This is a genomic window from Brevundimonas sp. (genome assembly GCF_044336875.1).
Taxonomy (GTDB): Bacteria; Pseudomonadota; Alphaproteobacteria; order Caulobacterales; family Caulobacteraceae; genus Brevundimonas.
The window spans coordinates 1-22,115 of the sequence record NZ_JBIIOP010000028.1 but is presented as its reverse complement, the minus strand read 5'-3'; the positions used below and the strand labels follow the sequence as shown (position 1 = coordinate 22,115).

Below are 22,115 nucleotides of genomic sequence, written 5' to 3'. Positions count from 1 at the left end.
GGTTGGCCGGAGACACGACTGACCGCGCTGACGTCTCGAGTTCGTTCATGTCACCGGAAGCACTTTCCGCCTTCCTCATTACTGCCTTTGTCCTGACAATGGCGCCGGGGCTCGATACGGCCATGGTGCTGCGCTCGGCCGCAGCCGACGGTGTCCGTCATGGAGCGGCCACGGCCTTTGGCATCGCCATTGGCTGCCTGTGCTGGGGCGGTGCGGCGGCTTTCGGCCTTGGCGCTCTTTTGGCTGCCTGGCCGCTGGCGTTCGAGGTTCTCAAATGGGCGGGTGCGGCTTATCTGGCCTGGCTCGGCCTACGCCTGCTGTTCAGGCCTCGCCGCATCTTCTCGGCCGGCGCCGCACTGGTAGGGAAGGCGCCGTCAGTCGCCAGCTCTGTACGCGGCGGGTTCACAACCAATATTTTGAACCCGAAGGTGGGCCTCTTTTACCTGACTCTGCTGCCGCAGTTCCTGCCGGCGGACGCAAAAAGCGGAACCGCGTTCGGCCTCGCCGGCCTCCATGTCGGCATCGCCCTGACCTGGTTTCTCGTGCTGTCGGCCCTCACCGGCGGCATTCGACCCTGGCTGAATCGTCCCGCAGTCATGGCCGCCGTCGATCGAACGACAGGCGGCGTCTTCATGCTCCTCAGCCTCCAACTCATCCTCCTGTCGGGACTGCACGCCTGACCCGACGTCCCTTGCCGGCGTCGCGCCCACGAAAGACCCTTGCCCATGACCTTCCCTACGCACCTGATCGGCCGGATCCTTGTCAGCGCCGCCGCGCTCGCCCTGCTCCTTGATGGCGCGCTGCTGGCGACCTCCGCACCGCCGATTATCGCAGCGCTGGGGCACGCGGGCTTTGAGCCCCGCCTCGCTCCGGTGATCGGGCTGGTGATCCTCGGGGCGGCCCTGCTTTTGCTCATTCCCCGACTGGCCCCGCTGGGCGCTATCCTGTGCACCGGCTTCCTCGGCGGCGCTATCTGCGCGCACGTCCGCATCGGCGAGCTCGGTTCGCCGCCGCAGATCATCTGTTTGGTGCTGGGGGCCCTGATCTGGGGCGGCCTGCTGCTCGCCGATTCTCGTGTCCGCTGCTTGATGCACGGCGCCGCGACCGATCGACCTGGGCCGATCCCGCTCTTCTAAGCCCTTTGTCCGCAACACGTCGCCCGGCCGCCTAATGCCGCAGGCTATGGCGATCCGCCGTCTATTCCAGTCGTAACTTGATATCGCTCCGGCTGTAGCGCTTCGCCAATCCAGGCCTGTGTTGATGAGACGCGGCGCACCTCCGCCAGACAGCGACCGCGTTCGTCGCCGAAGCAGGCGGATGGATGACGCGCCCGAGACGTCCCACGGGGTCACCCCACAGCCCCGGGGGACGTCATCCCCTTAGAAACAGGACCTAGAATGAAAACCGCCGACACGCTCCTGAGCGAAATCCACGAGAAGGGCGTCGAATACATCGATCTCCGCTTCACCGACACCCGCGGCAAGCTGCAGCACGTCACCTTCGACATCGACCTGGTCGATGAGGATTTCCTGAACGAAGGCACGATGTTCGACGGTTCGTCGATCGCCGGCTGGAAGGCCATCAACGAGTCCGACATGCTGCTGAAGCCGGACCTGACCACGGCCTATATCGATCCGTTCTACCAGCAGACGACCATGTTCCTGTTCTGCGACGTGCTGAACCCGGACACCAACGAGCCCTACAACCGCGACAGCCGCTCGATGGCCAAGAAGGCCCTGTCCTACGTCCAGTCTTCGGGCGTGGGCGACCAGGTCTATTTCGGCCCGGAAGCCGAGTTCTTCATCTTCGACGACGTGCGCTGGTCGACCCAGCCGCACAACACGTCCTACTCGTATGATTCGACCGAGCTGCCGGCCAACACCGGCGCCGAATACACCGAGGGCAACATGGGCCACCGGCCCGGGCCCAAGGGCGGTTATTTCCCGGTCAACCCGGTCGACTCGGGTCAGGACCTGCGCGGCGAAATGCTGGGCGTGATGCGCGACCTGGGCCTGCAGCCCGAGAAGCACCACCACGAGGTCGCGCCGGCCCAGCATGAACTGGGTCTGAAATTCTCGGACCTGCTGACCATGGCCGACCGCCTGCAGCTCTATAAGTACGTGATCCACAACGTCGCCGCCGCCTATGGCAAGTCGGCGACCTTCATGGCCAAGCCGATGTTCGCGGACAACGGTTCGGGCATGCACGTCCACATGTCGATCTGGAAGGACGGCAAGCCCCAGTTCGCCGGCGACCAGTACGCCGGCCTGTCGCAGGAATGCCTGTGGTACATCGGCGGCATCATCAAGCACGCCAAGGCCATCAACGCCTTCGCCAACTCGACCACCAACTCCTACAAGCGTCTGGTGCCCGGCTATGAAGCCCCGGTGAAGCTGGCCTATTCGGCCCGCAACCGCTCGGCCTCGATCCGCATCCCGCACGTCTCGTCGCCGAAGGCCAAGCGTCTGGAAGCCCGCTTCCCCGACCCGATGGGCAACCCCTATCTGACCTTCGTCGCCCTGCTGATGGCCGGCCTGGACGGGATCGAGAACCGCATCGATCCGGGCGCGCCCGCCGACAAGAACCTCTACGACCTGCCGCCGGAAGAGCGCGGCTCGATCCCCGAGGTCTCCGGCTCGCTGAAGGAAGCGCTCGAGAACCTCGACAAGGACCGCGCCTTCCTCAAGAAGGGCGGCGTCATGGATGACGACTTCATCGACAGCTACATCGAGCTGAAGATGGAAGAGGTGATGCGTCTGCAACTGCATCCGCACCCGGTCGAGTTCGACATGTACTACAGCTGCTGATCCTCGGATCCGGCTGAAGACCAGGGGCGTCGGCGGGGAACCGCCGGCGCCCTTCTTCTATGCGGCGCCGCCGCGTTCGGCGGCGGGAATCAGGGCGCGTGCGGCGCCGCCGCGTTCGGCGGCGGGAATCAGGGCGCGGTCGAGAAGCCCGTGCAAGGCGTCGACATGGCCGTCCCGCGCGGCGACCGGCGTCGGATCCGAGGTCATGACGACCGTCAGCCGCAGGTCCGGCACGACGAACACCATCTGTCCGCCGTAGCCCCAGGCGAAGAAGACCTCGTGGCGGCCCGAGCGGCGGATCCACCAGCCATAGCCATAGGGATTGCCGCTCCAGCGCGACGTTCCCCTGCCTCTCCAGGACTCTTGCACCCAGCCCTCCGGCAGGATGCGTCGTCCATCGTACAGGCCGTCATTGCGATACAGTTCGCCGAACTTCAGCAGGGCCAGCGGCGACAAGCGCATGTCGTTTCCGCCGAAATAGATCCCCTGCGGGTCGGCCGGCCAGGACGGGACCTCGATATCCAGCGGCTCGCCCAGTCCCTCGCGCGCCAGGGTCAGGGTGGAGCGTCCGCTCGCTCGGGTCAGACAGGCCGAGGTCAGGTGCGAGGTCCCGGTCGAATAGACCATCCGCCCGCCCGGATCAGCCTCGAACGGCTGGGCCAGAACGTAGCGCACCCAGTCGGGACTGGAGACCCAGGCCCCATAGTTCGCGCCGGACGTGGATCCCAGCCCCGCCTGCATCGACAGGAGATCGCCTATGTTCACCCGGCTCAGACGCGGATCCGGCGCGGCCGGAAAGCGGTCGCCCAGGAAGGCGGAAATGGGTTGATCGACGCCGGCGACCACCCCCTGCCCTATGGCGATACCGCACAGGGCGGCGATCACTGACTTGGAGGCCGACTTGACGTTGACCGGCGTCTCCAGCGGCGGTCCGCTGAACACCCGTTCGAACAGGCGCCGGCCGTCGCGCGCCACGATCAGCGACTGCAGCTTCGGCAGAACGGCGGCCATGGCTTCCGCCTGGCTGACCAAGCCGGGATCCAGCCCTTCGGTCCGTGGCGGCGGCAGGATCTCGGAAGCCTGGCTGCAGCCTTGGACGAGTGGAAACGCCAGACCGGCGGTGATCAGGGAGCGACGACGCATCCCGGCATCAACCCTTCGTCCCGTGTCCGGTTGCTCCCTGCGACCACGCGACGCCCCGGCTTCAGGCGGCTTCGGCTTCCAGGTCGTCCGCCTTCTTGCGGCGCAGTTCGATCAGCCGCACGCACCAGATCGAGATCTCGTACAGAATCACCAACGGCACGGCCAGCATCAGTTGGCTGATCGGATCGGGCGGGGTGACCACGGCGGCGACCACGACAACGGCGACGATGGCGTAGCGGCGCCCCGTGACCATGACCTTGGAATTGATCATGCCGGCGAGCCCCAGCAGGGTCGTTACGACCGGAAGCTGGAAACACAGGCCGAAGGCCAGCAACAGCGAGGTCACCAGGCTGAGATAGTCCGAAATCTTGGTCGTCTGGGCAACCGAGATCCCCTCGCTGACCACCTGCTGGCTGAGCGAGAACAACATGACGAAGGGCAGCATCACATAATAGACCAGCGCCCCGCCCAGGCAGAACATGACCGGCGCGGCGATCAGGAACGGCAGGAAGGCGCCCCGCTCGTTGCGGTACAGGCCCGGAGCGACGAAACGATAGAGCTGCCAGGCGATGATCGGGAAGGTCAGGACCGCCGCGCCGAAGGCCGCGATCTTCATCTTGGTGAACAGTTGTTCCAGAGGCGCCGTGGCGATCAGTTCGACCACGGCCGCGCTGCCGGGCGGATAGGGCCGCAGCCCCGTCATCGTCATGATCAGATCGATCGGATTGGCGTGACCATTGGAAGCGAGGGCCGCTGCATGGATGGCCGCCGCCGCCTGATATGGCTTGATCAGGGCGATCTGAATCTGGTTGGCGAAGATGAAGCACAGGATGAAGCCCAGCGCGAAGGCGACCACGCAAACCATCAGCCGCGAACGCAGCTCGATCAGATGGTCCATCAAGGGGGCGCGCGACGCTTCGATCTCGGCCTCGTCACGATCGGAGAAGGTCAAAGCTCGGCGGCCTTCTTGCGCGAGGTTCCGGACTTGGCGCCCCCAGGCTTGGTCGCACTGACCGGCGCCTTCGCCTTGGCGGCGGCCGTCGTCGATTTGGTCGCCGTTGCGGCGCGGGGCTTGGCTGCGGTCTTGGCGGGCGTCCGTTTCGGTTTCGTCGCGACGACCGGCGCCGTTTCAGCGGCAGGGGGCGCGTCCGGCCATACGTCAGCGGCCGGCGTCATGACCGGCAGCTCCGGCGCAGGCGCGGGAAGCGCCGCCGGCGTGGCGGGGGCGTTCAGCCCGGCGTTGATGTCCTTGAAGGCGGCGTCCGCCTCGGCGCCCAGCGGATACATGGCGGAGCCGGTCCGCAGCGCCTCGACCTCCTTGCGCAGATCGTCCAGCTCGGACTGACGCGCCATCTCGTCGAAGCTCGAGCGGAACTCATTGGCCATGGCGCGCGCCTTTGCGACCATCTGACCCACGCGACGCATGAGCACAGGCAGATCCTTTGGCCCCACCACAAGCAGGGCCACAAGACCGATCACCACTAATTCGAAACCCCCGATACCGGGGCCAAGCCCGCCCATGCGTCAGCCCTTACAGACGACGACTAGCGCTTCAGCTCTTCCTTCTCCGCGTCGGTGCGCGGCAGGGAGCTGACGCCGTCGTGCGGGCCGTCCTTCTTGTCCTCGTCCTTGAGGCCGTCCTTGAAGGCGCGAATGCCCTTGGCCGCATCGCCCATCAGGCTGGACAGCTTGCCGCGCCCGCCGAACAGCACGAGCACGACGATGGCGACCAGAATCCAGTGAGTAGGACCAAATGCGCCCATGACTCTATCTCCTCGCGGGGACCGATGATCGATCCCATCCACTATTCTTCTGCCTGCATATAGGCGCAGTGATGGCCCCGCGCCAAGGGAGGCTGTAGGTCTTCGCGACCATGAGTCCCTCCGATCACGTCATCATCCACACCGACGGCGCCTGCAAGGGCAATCCGGGCCCCGGCGGTTGGGGCGCCCTGCTCCAGACCGGCGGCGGTCACGAAAAGGAATTGTGGGGCGGCGAAGCCAACACCACCAACAACCGCATGGAGCTGATGGGCGCCATCATGGCCCTGGAGGCGCTCAAACGGCCCTGCAAGGTCGAGCTGCACACCGACAGCAAATACGTCATGCAGGGGATCACCGAATGGATGCGCGGCTGGAAGGCGCGCGGCTGGCTGACCGCCGACAAGAAGCCGGTCAAGAACGCGGATCTGTGGCAAAGGCTGGACGCCGCCCGCACGCGCCACGACGTCAAATGGCGCTGGGTGAAGGGCCATGCGGGCCACGAACTGAACGAACGCGCCGACCAACTGGCGAATCGCGGCGTGGCGGATCTGAAGCGCCGCTAGACCGCCTCGACTTCCTTCTCAGGCTCGGACGGGCGGCGGCGGATGCGCGATCCGCTCATCACGGCGCCGAACAGGGCCGCGACGGCGGCGATCTGGAAACCGTGACGCACCCCGGCCGCCGGAGCGGCCGAAAGCAGGAAGGCGACCACGACCGCGCCCATCGACTGACCCAGCACCCGCGCCGTGCCCAGACTGCCCCCCGCCGCCCCGGCCCGCTCTCGCGGCGCCTCGGACAGCATGGCGCGGTTGTTGGGCGACTGGAAGAAGCCGAACCCGGCGCCGCACAGGGCCATGCGCCAGACGATGTCGAGCTTGGACGAATCGCCGTCGAGGACGCTGAGCGACATCAGGCCGCAGGCGAACAGGCTCAAACCGGCCGCCCCCAGAACCCCCGCCGAATATTTGTCCGACAGCCAGCCGGCCAAGGGGGCGGCGAACATCGTGGCCAGGGGCCAGGGCGTCATCAACAGGCCCGTCTCGACCGCGCTCAACCCCAATGAGCCCTGCAGGAAGAACGGCAAGGCTACGAAAGCCATCATCTGGGCGGTGAAGGAGATGATCGAGGTCGCCACCGACAGGGCGAACATCGGTCGGGCCAGCAGGTCGAGCGGAATCAGCGGGGTCTTGCTGGGTTTCTCGTGCCGGACCAGCAGGACCCCCGTCGCCAAGCCCAGACCGGTCAGGCCAAAGCCGAAGATCGAGGCCTCGCCATGAGCCAGGGCCTGCATGCCGGTGATGACGAAGCCGAAGGCCGCAGCGCTCAATGCGGCCCCCACGAAGTTCAGCCTGCGCTTCTGCAGCGGATTATGCGGCAGGGTGAACCCCGCCAGTGAGACGGCCAGCACGCCCAGCGGAATGTTCAACGCGAACAGCCAGCGCCATTCGCCGATATTCAGGATGGCCCCGGCGATGGTCGGTCCGGCGGCGGCGGCGATGGAGACGATCACCGCATTGATCCCGACCGCCCGGCCCAGCAGCCGTTGGGGATAGGTGAAGCGCACCAGGGCGCCGTTGACGCTCATGATCCCGGCCGCGCCGAGCCCCTGCAGCACTCGCGCCAGGCTAAGGGTCAGGATCGAATCGGACAGGGCGCAGGCCAGGGACGCCAGGGTGAAGACCGCCAGCCCGACCTGGGACACGCGGCGATAGCCGACGATCTCGCCCAGGGACGCCAGCGGCAGCAGCGAGACGACAATGGCGATCTGATAGGCGTTGACGATCCAGATCGAGGCCGCCTCTGAGGCCTGCAGATCCTGGGCGATGGACGGCAGGGCCACATTGGCGATGGCCCCGTCCAGCACCGCCAGGGTGATGCCCATCCCAATCGAGACGATGGCCCAGTAACGCCTCGGGACCGGCAACCCATCCGTAGGGGGTGCGGCGGAAGCGGTCGGGGCGTCGGACATCCACGCCCAACGCCGCCCAACGGCGAAGGTTGCTTCAGACTGCGGAACGGACTGTCAGCAACGAGCCGCTGACGCCGTTGACGATGACGTCCTGGCCTACCGCAGGCGCTTCGCCCTCGATCAGGGCCGGCCATTCGGCGCCGGAGACGAAGACCCGTCCGCGCCCGCCGACGAAGGCCTCGACCACGCGGGCGCGCTGGTCGATCAGACGGCTGTCGCGGTCGTTGATGTCCAGCCCCTCGGGGTTGGCCTTCTGGATCAGCCGGCGCGACAGCAGTGTGGCGATCATGGTCAGGACGGCGAAGATCGCCACCTCCCCCGGCAGGCCCAGGCGAACGCCGACGGCGGTCAGGACCGCGACGATCCCGGCGGCGACCGCCGGCCACAGCAGCCATTCCGTCGAGAACATCGCCTCAACGGCCAACAGCAACACCCCGACGGCCAGCCATATCCAGAAAGGCTGGGCGGCGTAGAGATCGGCGACGACGGTCATGGCCTGGTTTCCCTGCGATCAGGCGGTGGGCGGCACGGATGGACGGCGCGGGGCGGCGGGACGCGCCGGTGCGGACTGCGCATTCTGCTGCTGGCCCTTGGCCAGACCGACCATTTCGCCGATGCCGGCGATCGTGCCGACCAGGGCGCCCATTTCGGCGGGTACGATCACGGTGCGCTGCTGCGGGCTGCGGGCCAGTTCGGCGAAGGCCTCGACGTACTTCTGAGCCACGAAATAGTTGATCGCGTTCACGTCGCCGCGGGCGATGGCTTCGGACACCATGGCGGTGGCGCGCGCCTCGGCCTCGGCCTCGCGTTCACGGGCTTCGGCGTCGCGGAAGGCGGCCTCCTTGCGGCCTTCCGACTCCAGGATGGCGGCCTGTTTGGCGCCCTCGGCGCGGGTGATGGCGGCCTGTTTCTCGCCATCCGCCTCGGTGACGACGGCGCGCCGTTCGCGCTCGGCCTTCATCTGACGGGCCATGGCGTTGGTGACGTCGGTCGGCGGGGTCAGGTCCTTGATTTCGATCCGGTTGACCTTGACGCCCCACGGCTCGGTCGCGGCGTCGATGACGTGCAGCAGGCGGGTGTTGATACTGTCGCGCTGGCTCAGCACCTCGTCCAGCTCCATCGAACCGACCACGGTTCGCAGATTGGTCATGCACAGTTGCGAGATGGCGTAAGGCAGATCATCGACCCGATAGGCGGCGCGCGCGGCGTCCATCACCTGGATAAAGACAATCCCGTCCACCCGGACCATGGCGTTGTCCTTGGTGATGACTTCTTGAGTCGGGACATCGAGCACCTGCTCCATCATGTTCATCTTCTTGCCGATCTTCTCCACGAAGGGAGTCAGGAAGCCGATGCCGGGGCTCAGGGTCTTGGTGTATTTTCCAAACCGTTCCACCGTGAATTCACGGCCTTGTGGCACGATCTTGATGACGCTGAACAAGAGCGCGATCGCCAGAAGCAAGACGACGCCGGCGAAGATGATTGTAACGTCCATTCGTATCCTCCGTATGCGGGGAGGTTACGCGCCGGACGCGAGCGGCGCCATAAAAACCGGACGAGGTCCGTCGGATTTATCGGCTTGCCCGATCCGCGTAGGTTGCAAGGCGTTCCGCTACATCAGCTTCCAGATCGCCGTAGAACAGATTGTAGGGCCTCGCCTTCCTGCGGTCGGCCCAATTGCCGGTCTCGCGAAAGGACTCGATGTCCGGCCAGGAATGCCGCAGCAGGCCATCGCGGCACTGGGTCTCGACCTCGCGCGCCATCAGCGCCGGGCGCGCGCCCCACTCCAGTCCGGTGGCGTTGGTCGCCCCGCGATGCTGCCGCGCTGGAACACGCGCCTCGCCGGCGCCGCCGGTCACCGGATTGACGCAGACGGCCGGCCGGTCCGCCAGATTGACCAGTTGCCCCTTGTCGTCCCACACCGTCGCCCGGCGCAGGCGGCGCCGCGCGGGCGCCTCGTCGTGATCACCGACCTGGGACCAGGCCACGACGCAGTGGATCTGGCGTCGGTCGGCGCAGGCGGGCAGATTGGCGGGCAAATTCTCGGCTGCAATGATCGTGTCCATAAGATAGGCCACCACCAGTCGGTCACGGACCGCCCCGTCCGGCGCGATCCGCTCGCGGATCAGTCGGTCCAGCAGGTCAGCCCCCTGCTCCACTCCAGCCAGAACGATCGGCCCCTGAGGATGACGCGTCAGCCAGGCGTCGAAGGCGGCCAGAATGTCGCCATAGGCGAAGGCGCGCGCCTCGCGCGCATCGTCGCGCAGGGTCAGGCGGGTATAGAGGCTGGCCTGACGATAACGGGGCGCGCTGACGGCTCCCGCCCGCGCGAACGGCCCGGCGTAGTTGGGCAGGACCACCCTATACAGATAGGCGTCGGCCCTGCGGTCCCCGATGGCGCCATTCCAGTCGCGCCCGCCGTCGAAGGTGGTGGAATGGACGAAGAAGACATTCGCCGTGCCTGATCCGGCCACGCGCGCGTCCAGCAGGGCCCAGGCCTTGTCGTCCGCATAGTTGGGCGCGGGGGGCGGCTTGTAGGTCTGGAACGGCACCTGAGGGTCCAGACCCGCGCGCAGGATGTCGCCTCGCCAGACGGCGACCGCGGCGGTCAGCAGGAACACCAGGAAGAACCCGATGTAGCCGATCCACTGCCGGGTCGTGAGGTTTCTCATCTGTATTGGTCGGGCTTGGCCAGGAAGTCCTGGACGTAGCGACGCACGCCCTCTTCCAGCGGCGTGGACTGGCCCTCGAACCCGACGGCGCGAATGCGATCCATACGGGCCTCGGTGAAATACTGGTAGCGGTCACGGATCGACAGCGGCGTGTCGACATAGTCGATCGACGGCTCCCTGCCCGCGGCGGCGAAGGTGGCGTTGGCCAGATCGACGAAGGACCGCGCCTGCCCCGAACCGGCGTTGAAAATTCCCGAAACCTCGGGCGATTGCAGCAGGAATTCGATTATATCGACCACGTCGTCGACATAGACGAAGTCGCGCATCTGGCCGCCGTCCGCATAGTTCGGATTGTGCGAGCGGAACAGGGTCACGGTCTCGCCGGCCGCCACCTTGGGCCAAATCTGGGCCACGACCGACTTCATCCCGCCCTTGTGACCTTCGTTCGGCCCATAGACGTTGAAGAATTTCAGTCCCGCCCACTGACGCGGCGCCTGACCACGGTCCGCCTGGCGCACGGCGTGCTGATCGAACAGCATTTTAGAATAGCCATAGGCGTTTAGCGGTCGAAGCTGCGACAAACTCTCCGCGTCGTCATCGTCGTTGAACCCCGCTTCGCCGTCACCGTAGGTGGCGGCCGACGAGGCGTAGATCATCCGCGCATCGCGGATCGTGCACCAGTCCCACAGATCGCGCGACAGGGTGAAATTGGTCCGCAGGATCAGGTCGGCGTCCGGCTCGGTCGTGGCGGAAATGGCGCCCATATGGACCACGGCCTCGATCCGGTCGGCATGGCGCTCCAGCTGCTCGAACAGTTCTTCCGGCGACCAGAAGTCGGCGATGGCGTGTTTGGCCAGATTCTTCCACTTGGCCAGATCGGCCGTCTCCAGCCGGTCGCAGACCACAACGTCATAGGCCGTCTCGGCCGTCAGCCTTGCCACGATATTGGAGCCGATGAAGCCGGCGCCGCCGGTCACCACGATCATGCGCGGGGTCATTGAACCTTGCTCGTCATCTTCTCGATGGTCCGGGTGGTCGAGAACCCGTCCTTGAAATCGGCCAGCTTCACCTCGCCGCCCCAGCTCTCGACCAGATCGCCTCCGACCACGCCCTCGCGGGTGTAGTCCGAGCCCTTGATCAGCACGTCGGGCCGCAGTCGTTCGATCAGGGCGACCGGCGTCGGATCGTCGAAACTGGTCACCCGATCGACACTGGCCAGGCCGCCGATGACGACCGCCCGGCTGTCCAGATCATTGACCGGCCGCCCGTCTCCCTTCAGCCGCCTGACCGAGGCGTCGGTGTTCAGCGCCACCACCAACCGGTCGCACCAGCTGCGCGCCTGGGCCAGATAGGCGACATGCCCCCGGTGCAGGATGTCGAAACAGCCGTTGGTGAAGCCCACCTTCAGCCCCTGACGCCGCCAGGCCTCGACCTCGCCCGCCAGCTCGTCCAGCGGCGTCACCTTGGCCACGGCGGCGGTGGCGTGCTGGCTCAGCTCGGCCTCGATCAGTTCGGCCGGCGTGACCACGGCGGTCCCGGCCTTTCCGACCACCACGCCGGAGGCCAGGATGGCGAACTCCACCGCCGTCTCCAGAGAAGCGCCCGCGCCCAGGGCCAGGCCGATGGCGGCCAGACAGGTGTCCCCGGCGCCCGAGACGTCGAACACCTCGCGGGCGCGTCCGGGGAAGTGTTTCACCGGCTCGCCGCGACGGGCCAGGCTCATCCCCTTGCCGGCGCGGGTCACGATCACCGCCTTCGCGCTCGTTGCGGCCAGCAGGGCCTCCAGCGCCGCCTCGACCTCGGCGTCGGTCCCGGCCGGCAGGCCGGTGGCGCCCGCCAGTTCCGAAGCGTTGGGCTTGATCACGTCGACGGCGCCGTAGCGAGCGAAGTCGCGCCCCTTCGGATCGACCACGACCGGCGCGCCCGTCGTCTTGGCCGCCTCGAGCGCCGAGGCGATCAGGCCGTCGCCGACTACGCCCTTGGCGTAATCAGACAGCAGATAGACGGAAGCGCCCGTAAAGGCGTCGGAATTGTCGATCGATACAGGGGCAGCCTCGTCGTCCAGACGCAGCAGCTGCTGTCCGGCCGAAACGAAGCGGGTCTTGACGATGGTCGTCGCGCCGGCAGGTCGCGCCAGGGCGTCCTCAATGCGCGGCTCGGCGGCGATCAGGCCGGTCAGTTCCGCGCCCGCGGCATCGTCCCCGACCACGGCGCCCAGACGGGCCACCCCGCCCAGGGCCGCGATATTGCGCGCCACATTGCCGACGCCGCCGGGCATGGCGACGGTGCGGGCGGCGCGCAGCACCGGGATCGGCGCCTCGGGCGAGATGCGGCTGACCTCTCCATAGACGTAACGATCCAGCATCAGGTCGCCGACGCAGGCGATCTTCAGGCCGCGCACGCGCTCCAGCAACTTCTGCAGGGCGCCCAGGTCCAGAGTGTCAGACATGCGCCCGACCTAGAGGATTCAGGCGGCCTGCGCCACCGGCGCCTTGGCCCCGATCTTGATGGCCAAGTCGTCAAAGGCGATCAGTTCGGCGGCCAGGGCCTCGAACTGGCTAAGCGGCACCATGTTGGGACCGTCCGACGGTGCGTTGTCCGGGTCCTCGTGCGTCTCCATGAAGACGGCGTCGACGCCCACGGCCACGGCAGCGCGGGCCAGGACCGGGACGAACTCGCGCTGGCCGCCCGAGGACGTGCCCTGCCCGCCCGGCTGCTGCACGCTGTGGGTCGCGTCGAACACGACCGGGCAGCCGATCTCGCGCAGAACCGGCAGGGCGCGCATGTCGCTGACCAGGGTGTTGTAGCCGAAGCTGGCGCCGCGTTCGCAGGCCATGACATTGGGATTGCCGGCGCCGACCACCTTGGCGATGACGTTCTTCATGTCCCAGGGGGCCAGGAACTGGCCCTTCTTGATGTTGATCGCCTTGCCGGTCGCGGCGGCGGCCAGCAGCAGATCGGTCTGGCGGCTCAGGAAGGCCGGGATCTGCAGCACGTCGACCACCTCGCCCACCGGACCGCACTGGGCCTCGGAGTGGACATCGGTCAGGGTCGGCAGGCCAACCGTCTCGCGGATCTCGGCGAAGACCGGCATGGCGTCCTTCAGGCCGATGCCGCGGGCGGCGCTGGCGCTGGTGCGGTTCGCCTTGTCGAAACTGGTCTTGTAGATGATGCCGACGTTCAGCCGCTCGCCGATCTCCTTCAGCGCATGGGCGGTTTCCAGGGCGTGCTGACGGCTTTCCATCTGGCACGGACCGGCGATGAAGACGATTCGGGCGCCGCCGCCGATGACGACAGGCGTCCGAAGACCTTCGGACAACGTAATGACAGCGTTGGGTCGGCTCACGAGGCGGCTCTTTCGAAGTTCGGGCGTTATGGGGCGGCGTTTGCCGCAGCTATGAGGCCATCAGGTGGCGCTCTGAACGGGTAAGCGCAAGTTATCACGGAGTTCGCCCGCGTGGCCACCAAGCCTGTCATCCTGTGGTTCCGCCGCGACCTGCGCCTGCATGACAACCCCGCCCTCAACCATGCCGCCGAGACGGGACGGCCAATCCTGCCGGTCTTCATACTGGATCGCAGCCCTGACCGCCCCAGCGGGGGCGCCTCGCTGTGGTGGCTCGACAAGTCTTTGCGAGCGCTGGACGCGTCGCTGCAATCGCGCGGCTCGCGGCTGATCCTGCGAAGCGGCGATTCGCTGATCCAGCTCCAGAGCCTGATCGACGAGACCGGCGCCGATTCCGTCTTCATGAACCGCCTGTTTGAACCGGCCGCCAACGAACGCGACGCCGAGGTCGCCCATGCGCTGAAATCCGACGACATTGACTGCAAGGGCTACAACGGCTCGCTGCTGTGCCGCCCCGGCGCAGTGCTGAACGGCACGGGCGGACCTTACAAGGTCTTCACCCCCTTCCTGAAGGCCCTGTTGGCCAAGACCGAGCCGCCCGCCCACACGACCGGCCCGCGCGCCATCGACACCCCGACTGCGGTCGAGAGCGAGACGGTCGACGACTGGAACCTGCATCCGACCCGGCCCGACTGGTCGAAAGGCTTCGACTGGACGCCGGGCGAGGATGGCGCCTCGGACGCCCTGTCCGCCTTCCTGTCCGGCGGGCTGAAAACCTACGCCGTCGGTCGCGACCATCCCGACCGCTCGGCCACCAGCCGCCTGTCCCCCCATCTGCACTGGGGCGAGATCAGCCCATGGCGCGCCGTCGAACGTGTCCGTCAGGCGGCCGAGGCCGGCAAGGCTCCCGCCGCCGAGGCCGAGAAATTCGTCGCCGAGCTGGGCTGGCGCGACTTCTCCGCCCATCTGCTCCATCATTTCCCGACCCTGCCCGAACGCGCCTTCCGGCCGGAATACGACACCATGCCCTGGCGAGATGATCCGGAAGGTCTGGAGGCCTGGAAACGTGGCCGGACCGGCTATCCCCTGGTCGACGCGAGCATGCGCCAGCTGTGGGAGACAGGCTGGATGCACAATCGGGTGCGGATGGTGGTCGCCTCCTTCCTGGTCAAACATATGCTGATCGACTGGCGGATCGGCGAGGCCTGGTTCTGGGACACTCTGGTCGACGCCGACCTGGCCAGCAATGTGCAGAACTGGCAGTGGGTCGCCGGCTCGGGCGCCGACGCCTCGCCCTATTTCCGCATCTTCAATCCCATCGCCCAAGGCGAGAAGTTCGACGCCCGGGGCGGCTATGTCCGTCGCTGGGTTCCCGAGTTGCGCGCCCTGCCCGACCGCTGGATCCAGGCCCCCTGGACCGCACCGCCCGAGGTGCTGCGCGACGCAGGCGTCAGGCTTGGCAAAGACTATCCGCACCCCATCTTGGATCATGGCCAAGCTCGCGCCCGCGCCCTCGACGCCCTCAAGACGGTGTCGGGACGCGGCGACGACATGACCGACCGTGATTGACGCGTTGAAAGGTTCATCATGAGTCTCGCCACGACCGACCTGGAGGCCCCCACTCGGACGCCCCGCGTCTTCGCCCTGATGCTGCGCCTGCTCGCCGCCAACTGGACCTTCGGCCGGCTGACCGTCTGCCTGCCCAATGGCGAGACCCATGTGCTGGAGGGCAAACAGCCCGGCCCCAACGGCGTGCTGCAGGTCCGCGACTACGGCTTCGCCCGCCGCGTCCTGGCCGCCGGCGACATCGGTTTCGCCGAGGGCTATATGGCCGGCGAATGGGACAGCCCGCATCTGGCCGCCCTGCTGGAGACCCTGGTCGACAACTACGATCACATCCGCCGCCTGTTCGACGGCAACTGGCTGATGATGGCGGTCAACTGGCTGGGTCACCGCAGCAACCGCAACAGCCGCACGGGCTCCAAGAAGAACATCCACGCCCACTACGACCTGGGCAACGCCTTCTACGAAACCTGGCTGGACCGCTCGATGACCTATTCGTCGGCCCGATTCAGTCGCGCCGACGAGAGCCTGGAGGCGGCCCAGCGCGAAAAATACGCGGCCCTCGCGCGGATGATGGACCTGAAACCCGGCATGAGCGTGCTGGAGATCGGCTGCGGCTGGGGCGGGTTCGCCGAGTTCGCGGCCAGGGAAATCGGCGCCGACGTCACCGGCGTCACGATTTCGAAGGAACAGCACGACTTCGCCCGGCAGCGTCTGTTCAACGCCGGTCTGTCGGATCGCGCGCGCGTCGAGCTGACCGACTATCGCGACGTCCAGGGCCGGTTCGACCGCGTCGCTTCCATCGAGATGTTCGAGGCGGTCGGCCGCGAATACTGGCCCGCCTATTTCGGCAAGATCCACGAGGTGCTGAAGCCCGGCGGCCGCGCCGGCCTGCAGATCATCACCATCCAGGACGCCCTGTTCGAGGAATACAACGCCCGCACAGACTTCATCCAGAAATACGTCTTCCCCGGGGGCATGCTGCCGTCCGAGGAGCGTCTGAAGCCGGTCGTCGCCCAGGCCGGCCTGGCCTGGGGCGAGATCGAGCGGTTCGGCCTGGACTACGCCGACACCCTGAAACGTTGGGATGACCGCTTTCAGGTCGCCTGGGGCGACATCTGCCGCATCGCCGGTTTCGACGAGCGGTTCCGCCGCCTGTGGCGGTTCTATCTGGCCTATTGCGAGGCCGGCTTCCGCTCGCGCCGGACCGACGTGGTGCAACTGGTGCTGGACCGCGCCTGACACTAGGTTCGGAACATGACCCTGTTCCCGCTGATCTCGACCGAAGACCTCGCCGCCCTGCTGGACGACCCGTCGCTGCGCCTTCTGGACGGCAGCTGGCACCTGGACGGCCGCGACGGCCGGGCCGAGTTCGCCGCCGAACGCATCCCCGACGCCCGCTTCTTCGATCTGGACGCCATCTCCGATCCCGACAGCGACCTGCCGCACATGCTGCCGACGCCGGAAACCTTCGCGGCGTCTCTGGGCGCGCTCGGGGTCGCGGCGGACGACCGGATTGTCGTCTATGACGCCGCCGGCCTGTTCTCGGCCGCCCGTGCCTGGTGGATGCTGAAGACCATGGGGGCGACGCAGGTCCAGGTGCTGGATGGCGGTCTGCCCAAATGGAAGGCCGAGGGGCGTCCGGTCGAGACTGGCCCCGCCGCGAGCTTCACGCCCGCGACCTTTACGGCGCAGTTCGACGCAACGGCCGTCGCCGATGTGGAGGATGTGCGCGCCGCCCTGGCTGAGGGCGCCCAGGTCGCCGACGCGCGCGGCTTCCCCCGGTTCAGCGGTCAGGCGGCGGAACCTCGCCCCGGCGTCCGCGCCGGTCACATGCCTGGCGCGCTGAACCTGCCCTACGCCGGACTGCTGGCCGCCGACGGCGCCCTGAAACAGGGTCAGGCCCTGACGGACGCCTTCGCCAAGGCGGGGCTCGATCCTGACCGGCCGGTCGTGACCACCTGCGGCTCCGGCGTCACCGCCGCCATCATAAGCCTGGCCCTGGCCACGCTGGACCGGCCGTCTCGGCTGTATGACGGTTCATGGAGCGAATGGGGGCGCCGCACGGACACCCCCGTCGCAACAGTCTAGGCCGTAACCGGCTCGGACGCCGGGGCCTCGGCCTCGTCGTCCTTCTCGCCGCGTGAGACGACGGCGGCCAGGACCAGGTCGCCGGTGACGTTCAGCGTGGTGCGGCACATGTCCAGGAAGCGATCGACGCCCAGGATCAGGCCGATGCCTTCCGGCGGCACCTTCACCATCACCAGGATCATGGCCACGACCGGCAGCGAGCCCGCCGGAACCCCCGCCGTGCCGATGCCGCCCAGGATGCAGACCAGCATGACGATCACCTGCTGGGTGATGCTCAGCTCGATGTTGAAGAACTGGGCCAGGAACAGCACCGTGACCCCCTCGAACAGGGCTGTGCCGTTCTGGTTGGCGGTAGCCCCGACCGTCAGCACGAAGCGGGCGATCTTCCTGGGCAGTTTCAACTCGTGCTCGGCCGCCTTCAGCGACACCGGCAGGGCGGCGTTGGAAGAGGCGGTCGAGAAGGCCACCACCATGGGCTCCCTCACCCCCTTGAAGAAGGCGATCGGCGAACGCCCGCCCAGCAGCCAGATCACCAGCGGATAGACCACGAACATATGGATCAGCATCGCCCCCACGGCGACGCCGACGAAGGCCGCCAGACGCACCAGAAGGTCCCAGCCGAACAGGGCCGAAAGGTTGAACATCAGACAGGCGATGGCGATGGGCGCCAGTTTGATGAACAGGTTGATCAGCTTCATCGTCACTTCGAAGATGCCCTCGATCACCTCCTGCAGACGGTCGGTCTTGGGCCCCTTGGCCATGACCAGGCCGATGCCGAAGAACAGGGCGAAGACCATCAGCGGCAGGATCTGGTTCTCGGCCGCAGCGGTGACGGCGTTGGACGGGATCAGGTCCAGGAAGAAGTCGCCCAGTTGGATGGTCTCTGGCGCGTTCTGCACAATGCCGGCGGCCCCGTCGCGGCTCTGGTCCAGCAGTTGCTGCGCCATGGCCGGATCGACCCCGCGCCCCGGCTGGAACAGATTGACCATGACCAGGCCGATCACCACGGCGATGCCCGACACCAGAATGGTCAGCAGCAAGGTCTTGATTCCCGCTCGGCCCAGCGAGTTCAGGTCGCCCATCTCGGCGACCCCGATCACCAAGGCCGAAAACAGCAGCGGGATCACCATCATGAACAGCAGGCGCAGGAAGATCTGCCCTGCCGGTCCAGTGACGTTCTGCGTCACCCACACCACCCAGGCCGTATCCGCCCCGAGCGCCAGATTGACCCAGAGGCCGCCGCCAAGGCCCACGGCGAAGCCGATCAGCATCAGCCAGTGAAGGGCGAGACCGCCCTTGGTCGTTTCGGTCACGCTCACTGGCCCCAGCGCCGATAGACGATCCGGGTCAGCGCCCCGCCCTCGGGCGTGCGCTCGACCGTCAGGGTGGTTCCGTCCTCGGCCAGCCTGTAGGTCGCGTTGGACGCCACCACGCCCCGATAGGAGTTGGTCAGGTTGAAGGTCAGCGGGTCGACCTGGACGAAGCGGATCTCGGCATAGGGGGTCGCGCCGTTGGCGGCGAAGAACTCGTAGCCGGGATCGCCGTCAAGCCGCACCGACCAGTGGCCCGACGACGACCGACCGTCGGCGCCGAGGGTGATGAAACTGACCAGGACGCGGCCGTCCGCCGTATACTGGAAGGTGCGGAAATGCTCCTTCGGCGGGGTCCCGGCATAGGTCGAGGCCGCGATGTCGGCGCGCCAGACCCCCATCAGGGCCTCGGGCGCGCTTTCGCGCGCGTCGCGCTTGACCCGATCCGACGGAGCCTCCGGCCCTGCCGCCAGGGCTGGCGATGCGGCGAGCAGAAGGCTCGACAGGGCGAGGCAGGCGAGGACACGCATGGGCGGTCTCCTTGAAGACTGAAGGAAGGCGTTCGGCTCAGTAGGGGCGATGGCTGGACAGGGCGAAGGCGCCGCCGTCGTCGATCACATCGGGGCGGTCCAGCACCTTGGCGGCGACGATCTCGCCCAGCACCGGCCCCATCTTGAAGGCGTGCCCCGACCCGCCGCCGGCGATCCAGGCGTTGGCCAGGTCGGGATGGCGGTCGATAATGTAGTGATGATTGTCGCTGTTTTCGGTCTGGCAGACATGGGCGCCCACGATCGGCTGGCCGACCAGGCCCGGCAGCCGGCGCGCGACGAAGCGTTCGACCTTCTCGCGCAGATAGTCGGTGGCTATGCGGTCATCGTTGTCCATGTCCATCTGCACGCCCGGAACCATCGCCCCGACCTTGTAACCGCTGCCGAAATCGGCGGACGTATAGGTCTCCAGATCGGTGATGTTGGGCACGTTCTCGAAACGGTAGCGCGGATCGCCGGGCGGCGAGCCGATGAAGAAGAGCTCGGCCCTCGGCGCCTTGATATAGCCGCTCAGCGCCTCGGGCAGGACCTTCGGCAACCAGGGACCGCAGGCGAAGACGAACTGGCCGCCGGCGCAGGTCTCGTCGCCGATCATGACGGACTCCAGCCGACCGCTCGCGACCGAACCGGGACGCGCCTGGCCGATACGGGAGACCCCGCCCATCTGGACGAAGGCTTCTTCGACCGCGACCATGGATTCGCGGGCCTTCACGCTGCCGGAGTGCTGTTCGAAGAAAATGGTCTCGCCGTCGTAGAAGCGGACCTGAGGCCAGCGCCGATTGACGGCTTCGGCCTCGAGTAGTTCGTAGGGCAGGCCCAACCGGTCGAAGATCTCGATCTGGCGGGCCAGACGGTCGGGCGCGAGGACGCGCAGACTGCCGTTCTTGTAGATCAGCCGCCGTCCGAAACTCTCTTCGCGCTTCTGCCAGGCGTCCCAGGCCCGGCTGGCCATCCGGGTGTAAAGATCCCGTTCGCCGTAGGAGGCGCGGATGTTGCGGGTTTCGCCCGCCGAGGAGGCGCGGACGTTTCCCGCGCCGTAGAGGTCGACCAGCGTGACCCTGGCCCCCTGCTCCCTGAGGGTCAGGGCCGACCAGCCGCCGAAGGCGCCGGCGCCGACGACCACCACGTCGGGCAGGTTGCGGCCGATGGCCGGCGCCCCGGCGAAGGCCGAAGCCTTGACCGCGCCGGCGGCGCCCGCCCCCGCGACGCCGCCCGCCAGGACGGCGCGTCGGCTGATATCCAGAACAGACATGGGTCGTCTCCCGTTCCGGCCGACGACCCGTGGCCGCCGACCGGGCTTGTGGATCAGAACTGGGCGTCGAGACGGACGAAGTAGAAGCCGCCCTGCCAGTCGACCGGCGTATCGGACCGGTAGATGGCGCCGTTGGCGGTGCCCTCGTTGATCTCGTCCGTGGCCGGATAGTTATCGAAGATGTTCCGGGCGCCGATCGAGATCTGGTACTGATCGTTGATCTGATAGGCCATCTCCAGATCGACCATCAGCTCGGGATCGAACTTCTGCACGATCGGGTTCGACGGGCTGAACATGTTCTCGTACGGGCCCCACAGGGTGCCGCGTCCGGTAAAGCTGAACGGCCCGACCGAATGGGTCGCCTGGAAGTTCGCGCGCCATTGCGGCGTGCCGTTCTCGAAATCGAATACCGTCTCGGCGTCGAACAGGTTGGCGATCTTGACCTCTTCGATCTCGTACTTGTTGTAGTTGAAGCTGAGGGTCAGAGCCGTCGTCTGGCCGTTGTTCCAGTCCAGCCGTTCAGTGGCCACCACGTCCAGGCCCTGCACCTTGGTGTCGAGCGCGTTCTGGAAGAACTGGACCTGGGAGATGCTCTCGGCGCCGAACACGCCGGCGGCGATCATCTGCGCCCGGATCGCCGGGGTCACCGTGATGGCCGAGGTGCGGTAGAACTGATCTTCGATCTCGATCTGATAGACATCGACGCTCAGGTTCACCCCACGCGGCAGCGAAGCTGTGATACCCGCCGAATAGCTGAGCGACTTCTCGGGCTCGAGCGCGCGAGCCCCCAGGAAGCTGGCGACCGGGTTGGAAACCGGCAACAGACCCGTCACCTGAATGGCACCGTCGACGGTGTTCCACTGGACGTTGGAGAAAGACTGCTGACCAGGCGTCGGCGCGCGGAAACCGGTGCCTACCGAACCACGCACTGCGAAGTCGGGCGTGATGGCGTAACGCGCTGCGATCTTGCCGTTGATCGTGTCGCCGAAGTCGGAGAAGTCCTCGTAGCGAAGCGCGGCGTCGACGAAGAGTTTCTCTGTCACGTCGGACGAGAACTCCAGATAGCCGGCGTAGCTGTCACGGCTCAGTTCGCTCGCCGTATCGGGCGAGACCGTCAGGGTCAAAGTCGGCAGGGTGTTGTAGACGGGATCGTCGGGATCGGCGCAGTTCACGCCGATCGGCGCCGTGGCCCCGGCGGCGCAGAAGCCCCAGGGGTCGGAGAAGGCATAGGGGCCGACCTCATAGGCTAGCGGATCCTTGGCGGCCTCCTGCACGAACTCCTCATTGCGGTATTCCAGGCCGAAGGCGGCCGTGATCGGGCTGAAGAAGGCGGGAACCGCGATATCGTAGGTGAAGTCCGCGTTCAGCGAGGTTTCATTGGAGATGTAGTTGGCGCGGCTAAAGTCGCGCGGGCTGCTCGGCCCGAGAGAGGCGTTGAGCGTGTCCACGATCTTGTACTTCATGCGGTCTTCGCCGTAGCGGGCGCTCAAATCGTAGGAGAGGCCAGAGCCGATCTCGAAGACGCCCTTGATCCCGCCCGTCAGGCTGTAGTCGGTGATGATGGCGCTGTATTTGGGGGTGAAGCCGCCGGGGAAGATTTCGTTGAAGCTGAACACCGAACCGTCGGGCAGCCGCACCGGCACGTCCAGAGTGG

At 66.8% G+C, this 22,115-nt stretch carries 22 protein-coding genes; 7 read left to right on the top strand and 15 right to left on the bottom strand.

Annotated elements, in window-relative coordinates; all coding sequences use genetic code 11:
- Positions 1-47: 47 nt before the first annotated feature.
- From ACIQ1T_RS18150 to glnA, 3 genes are all read left to right on the top strand, one after another.
- Positions 48-680: a LysE family translocator gene (locus tag ACIQ1T_RS18150; protein ID WP_395945970.1), complete on the top strand. Its 633-nt coding sequence runs from the start codon at positions 48-50 to the stop codon at positions 678-680.
- Positions 681-725: 45 nt separating this feature from the next.
- Positions 726-1,136: a DoxX family protein gene (locus ACIQ1T_RS18145; protein WP_395945969.1), complete on the top strand. Its 411-nt coding sequence runs from the start codon at positions 726-728 to the stop codon at positions 1,134-1,136.
- A gap of 261 nt (positions 1,137-1,397) precedes the next feature.
- Positions 1,398-2,807: a type I glutamate--ammonia ligase gene (gene glnA / locus ACIQ1T_RS18140; protein WP_395945968.1), complete on the top strand. Its 1,410-nt coding sequence runs from the start codon at positions 1,398-1,400 to the stop codon at positions 2,805-2,807.
- A gap of 57 nt (positions 2,808-2,864) precedes the next feature.
- On the opposite strand, the gene ACIQ1T_RS18135 is transcribed toward glnA, so the two are convergent.
- The 4 genes from ACIQ1T_RS18135 to tatA form a co-directional block, all read right to left on the bottom strand.
- The gene (locus tag ACIQ1T_RS18135; RefSeq protein WP_395945967.1) at positions 2,865-3,950 is read right to left on the bottom strand and encodes a serine hydrolase domain-containing protein; all 1,086 of its coding nucleotides are present in this window, start codon (positions 3,948-3,950) and stop codon (positions 2,865-2,867) included.
- A gap of 61 nt (positions 3,951-4,011) precedes the next feature.
- Positions 4,012-4,902 carry a twin-arginine translocase subunit TatC gene (gene tatC / locus ACIQ1T_RS18130; protein WP_395945966.1) on the bottom strand — a complete coding sequence of 297 codons (891 nt, stop codon included), beginning with the start codon at positions 4,900-4,902 and terminating at the stop codon, positions 4,012-4,014.
- Positions 4,899-5,471: a Sec-independent protein translocase protein TatB gene (gene tatB, locus ACIQ1T_RS18125; RefSeq protein WP_395945965.1), complete on the bottom strand. Its 573-nt coding sequence runs from the start codon at positions 5,469-5,471 to the stop codon at positions 4,899-4,901. The genes tatC and tatB overlap by 4 nt, the downstream gene beginning before the upstream one ends.
- A 23-nt stretch (positions 5,472-5,494) precedes the next feature.
- Complete coding sequence (tatA, locus tag ACIQ1T_RS18120; protein WP_395945964.1) at positions 5,495-5,713, bottom strand: twin-arginine translocase TatA/TatE family subunit; 219 nt, start codon at positions 5,711-5,713, stop codon at positions 5,495-5,497.
- A 110-nt stretch (positions 5,714-5,823) separates the two neighbouring features.
- Between tatA and rnhA the strand changes: the two genes are divergently transcribed.
- Complete coding sequence (rnhA, locus tag ACIQ1T_RS18115) at positions 5,824-6,276, top strand: ribonuclease HI (protein ID WP_395945963.1); 453 nt, start codon at positions 5,824-5,826, stop codon at positions 6,274-6,276.
- On the opposite strand, the gene ACIQ1T_RS18110 is transcribed toward rnhA, so the two are convergent.
- The 7 genes from ACIQ1T_RS18110 to kdsA form a co-directional block, all read right to left on the bottom strand.
- Entirely contained in the window at positions 6,273-7,682 is a 1,410-nt protein-coding gene (locus tag ACIQ1T_RS18110) for an MFS transporter (RefSeq protein WP_395945962.1), read from the bottom strand. The two genes, rnhA and ACIQ1T_RS18110, sit on opposite strands and share 4 nt — an antisense overlap.
- 34 nt (positions 7,683-7,716) lie before the next feature.
- Positions 7,717-8,175, bottom strand: coding sequence for an NfeD family protein (locus tag ACIQ1T_RS18105; RefSeq protein WP_395945961.1), 459 nt, complete (start codon positions 8,173-8,175; stop codon positions 7,717-7,719).
- An 18-nt stretch (positions 8,176-8,193) separates the two neighbouring features.
- Positions 8,194-9,177 (bottom strand): SPFH domain-containing protein, encoded by a 984-nt coding sequence (locus tag ACIQ1T_RS18100; protein ID WP_395945960.1) that lies wholly within the window; start codon positions 9,175-9,177, stop codon positions 8,194-8,196.
- Positions 9,178-9,253: 76 nt separating this feature from the next.
- Positions 9,254-10,354, bottom strand: a complete 1,101-nt coding sequence (locus ACIQ1T_RS18095) for a DUF3089 domain-containing protein (protein WP_395945959.1) — start codon at positions 10,352-10,354, stop codon at positions 9,254-9,256.
- Complete coding sequence (gene rfaD / locus ACIQ1T_RS18090; protein ID WP_395945958.1) at positions 10,351-11,352, bottom strand: ADP-glyceromanno-heptose 6-epimerase; 1,002 nt, start codon at positions 11,350-11,352, stop codon at positions 10,351-10,353. Before rfaD ends, ACIQ1T_RS18095 begins: the two co-directional genes overlap by 4 nt.
- Positions 11,349-12,803, bottom strand: coding sequence for a D-glycero-beta-D-manno-heptose 1-phosphate adenylyltransferase (rfaE2, locus tag ACIQ1T_RS18085; protein WP_395945957.1), 1,455 nt, complete (start codon positions 12,801-12,803; stop codon positions 11,349-11,351). The genes rfaD and rfaE2 overlap by 4 nt, the downstream gene beginning before the upstream one ends.
- A gap of 18 nt (positions 12,804-12,821) precedes the next feature.
- Positions 12,822-13,700, bottom strand: coding sequence for a 3-deoxy-8-phosphooctulonate synthase (gene kdsA / locus ACIQ1T_RS18080; protein ID WP_395945956.1), 879 nt, complete (start codon positions 13,698-13,700; stop codon positions 12,822-12,824).
- A 111-nt stretch (positions 13,701-13,811) separates the two neighbouring features.
- Between kdsA and ACIQ1T_RS18075 the strand changes: the two genes are divergently transcribed.
- From ACIQ1T_RS18075 to sseA, 3 genes are read left to right on the top strand one after another with little or no spacing between them, the layout of a single operon-like run.
- Entirely contained in the window at positions 13,812-15,266 is a 1,455-nt protein-coding gene (locus ACIQ1T_RS18075; RefSeq protein ID WP_395945955.1) for a cryptochrome/photolyase family protein, read from the top strand.
- Positions 15,267-15,284: 18 nt separating this feature from the next.
- On the top strand, positions 15,285-16,502 hold the full coding sequence (locus tag ACIQ1T_RS18070) for a class I SAM-dependent methyltransferase (RefSeq protein WP_395945954.1): 1,218 nt from the start codon (positions 15,285-15,287) through the stop codon (positions 16,500-16,502).
- A gap of 15 nt (positions 16,503-16,517) precedes the next feature.
- Positions 16,518-17,351, top strand: coding sequence for a 3-mercaptopyruvate sulfurtransferase (gene sseA / locus ACIQ1T_RS18065; protein ID WP_395945953.1), 834 nt, complete (start codon positions 16,518-16,520; stop codon positions 17,349-17,351).
- Here the strand turns inward: sseA and ACIQ1T_RS18060 are convergent.
- The 4 genes from ACIQ1T_RS18060 to ACIQ1T_RS18045 all read right to left on the bottom strand — a co-directional run.
- The gene (locus tag ACIQ1T_RS18060) at positions 17,348-18,664 is read right to left on the bottom strand and encodes a dicarboxylate/amino acid:cation symporter (protein WP_395945952.1); all 1,317 of its coding nucleotides are present in this window, start codon (positions 18,662-18,664) and stop codon (positions 17,348-17,350) included. The genes sseA and ACIQ1T_RS18060 overlap by 4 nt on opposite strands.
- A 2-nt stretch (positions 18,665-18,666) precedes the next feature.
- Positions 18,667-19,191 carry a hypothetical protein gene (locus tag ACIQ1T_RS18055; protein WP_395945951.1) on the bottom strand — a complete coding sequence of 175 codons (525 nt, stop codon included), beginning with the start codon at positions 19,189-19,191 and terminating at the stop codon, positions 18,667-18,669.
- Between the two features lie 37 nt (positions 19,192-19,228).
- Entirely contained in the window at positions 19,229-20,461 is a 1,233-nt protein-coding gene (locus tag ACIQ1T_RS18050) for an FAD-dependent oxidoreductase (RefSeq protein ID WP_395945950.1), read from the bottom strand.
- 53 nt (positions 20,462-20,514) lie between these two features.
- The coding region (locus ACIQ1T_RS18045; protein WP_395945949.1) for a TonB-dependent receptor plug domain-containing protein at positions 20,515-22,115 on the bottom strand (1,601 nt) is incomplete at its 5' end.